General features: G+C 62.1%; 2 protein-coding genes and 1 pseudogene. 2 read left to right on the plus strand and 1 reads right to left on the minus strand.

Annotated elements, in window-relative coordinates:
- Positions 1-648, minus strand: a 648-nt coding sequence (locus EN994_RS27965) for a LysR family transcriptional regulator (protein WP_164746259.1), incomplete at its 3' end; no start/stop codon positions are given.
- Between the two features lie 113 nt (positions 649-761).
- Here EN994_RS27965 and EN994_RS27970 point away from each other — a divergent pair.
- Both EN994_RS27970 and EN994_RS27975 read left to right on the plus strand, forming a co-directional pair.
- Entirely contained in the window at positions 762-1,397 is a 636-nt protein-coding gene (locus EN994_RS27970) for an FMN-dependent NADH-azoreductase (protein WP_024505492.1), read from the plus strand.
- A gap of 104 nt (positions 1,398-1,501) precedes the next feature.
- A pseudogene (locus EN994_RS27975) lies at positions 1,502-2,266 on the plus strand (3' terminal RNA ribose 2'-O-methyltransferase Hen1); the annotation flags it as partial.

Genomic DNA, 2,266 nt, shown 5'->3' on the forward strand with positions numbered 1-2,266 from the left:
GTAGGCATAGACGCCGAAGTCGCGCCCCTTGGTGCGCTCCGACTGGTCGGTGACGACAAGTTGGGTGTGTTCGCGCGCATCCTCGATCGCCACCGGTTTCGGCAGCAAGGCCAGCGGGTGGGTGGGCGCGGCGGCCAGCACGATCGACATGAAGCCGATGCGCACAAGGTTCACGTCGACATCGCCCAGCAGGCCGCCAATGCCAAGGTCGGCCTGACCGCTGACGACATGGTCGGGGATCAGGCCGAGCGTGCCGATGTGCAGCCGCAGCATCACGGTCGGAAACTGCGCCTCGAATGCCTTCAGCACCCGAACCAGCACCGGTGACGGCAGCGTCGCGTCGACCGACAGCGCGACCTCGGCCTCGAGCCCCTGGTGGTGGCCGTCGACGCGCGAGCGGATGCGCTGCAGCACGCCGATCATGCGCCGTGCGTCCTCCAGCATTGCCCGGCCGATCTCCGTCAATTGCGGCTCGCGCGTGCCCTCGCGCTCGAACAGTTTCAGCCCAAGCTGCGCCTCGAGATTGGCGATGCCGTAGCTGATGACGGACTGTGCCCGGTTGAGCTTGCGGCCGGCGGCCGAGAAGCTGCCGGCTTCGGCGACTGTCACAAAGATCTGAAGTTGATCGAGCGTCGGGTTGGGCTGCATCGTTATATCCAACTTATGGATGGATCGTATAGAAAATATACCAGTTTATTGAATGGATCGAAAGCCCCATATCTGGCGGGACAAATCATTCCAACCGCTGGAGAGAGCCCAAAATGTCCATTCTTCTTGTCACTTCGAGCCCGCGCGGCGCTGCCTCGCATTCGACCCGCATCGCCACCGAATTCGCCGAAAAGCTCGTCGCCGCCGATCCGTCGAACACGCTCGTCGTGCGCGACCTCGTCGCCAATCCGTTGCCGCACATCGATGCCGACTATGCGACGGGCATCTATACCCCGGCCGAAGCGCGCACCCCGCGCCAGGCTGAAGTCGTCGGCGTCTCCGATGTCGTGCTCGACGAGCTATTCGCCGCCGACACGGTGATCCTGGCCACCGGCTTCATCAACTTCAACATCTCCTCGACCCTGAAGTCATGGGTCGACCACATCTCCCGCTCCGGCAAGAGCTTTGCCTATGGCGAGAACGGCCCCAAGGGTCTGGTCACCGGCAAGAAGGTCTATATCGTGCTGGCTTCCGGCGGCATCTATTCGGAAGGTGCGGCCGTGCAGTTCGATCACGCCATTCCCTACCTGCGTGGCGTGCTCGGCTTCCTCGGCATGACCGATGTCGATGTCATCCGCATCGAAGGTGTCGGCATGGGCCCTGACGCGGTGACAGCAGCGCTCGCCAAGGCGACCGCCAAGGTCGACGCCGTCGTGGCCGCCAGCCGGGACGTCGCGGCTGCCGCATAAGGCGCTGCGGCCACCCACCCGAAATTGAAAAAGGCAGGCGCGTACGCGCCTGCCTTTTTCTTGGCGGCGCGACAAAGTTACGTGTGGAAAATGGATGTATTGCGTTGGATAAATTGCAGCGCAACGCCATTGGTTATTCTGCTGTTCTGCGTTATCGGTCGCCGATGTTCCTTTCCGTCGCTACAACGCAACGTCCGGCCACAGATCTCGGCTTCTTGCTGCACAAGCACCCCGAACGTCTGCACGAGACTGACCTATCCTTCGGCAAGGCTTGGCTGTTCTATCCGGAAGCGACCGACGAGCGTTGCGAGGCCGTACTTCTGCTAGACGTCGACCCTATAGGGCTAGTGCGAGGCAAGGGGCAGGCAGAAGGCTTGTTGGACCAGTATGTGAACGACCGCCCGTATGCGGCATCGTCCTTCCTGTCAGTGGCATTGAATAAGGCGCTGCGAACCGCGATGACCGGCATATCAAAGGAACGCCAGCAACTGGCCGACAGCGACCTGCCGCTCGAAACCGTGGTGACCCCGCTGCCGATGCGCGGCGGCGAGGCTCTCGTGCGGGGTCTGTTCGAACCCTTGGGATGGTCCGTTGACCTGACACCGATCGAAACTATTGGATCCAACACAGGCGGCCCCCGATACGGTCATCTTAGGCTGACCGGCACCGGCCGGCTAAGCAGCCTGCTCAATCACCTCTATGTCCTGATCCCGGTGATGGACGACGCCAAGCACTACTGGGTTGGCGAGGCCGAGATCGACAAGCTGCTGTCCAAAGGCGAAGGCTGGCTGGAAAACCACCCAGCCAAAGACCTAATCGTGCGCCGTTATCTGCGCAACCGGGGTGCGTTGGCCCGCATCGCCCTAGAG

Origin of the sequence: Mesorhizobium sp. M7A.F.Ca.CA.002.09.1.1 (assembly GCF_003998555.1) — a bacterium.
Lineage (GTDB): Bacteria > Pseudomonadota > Alphaproteobacteria > Rhizobiales > Rhizobiaceae > Mesorhizobium > Mesorhizobium ciceri.

Bases quoted from the DNA above. Each gene is read 5' to 3' on its own strand.
- EN994_RS27970 (WP_024505492.1), top strand. From the start codon at position 762: ATGTCCATTCTTCTTGTCACTTCGAGCCCGCGCGGCGCTGCCTCGCAT.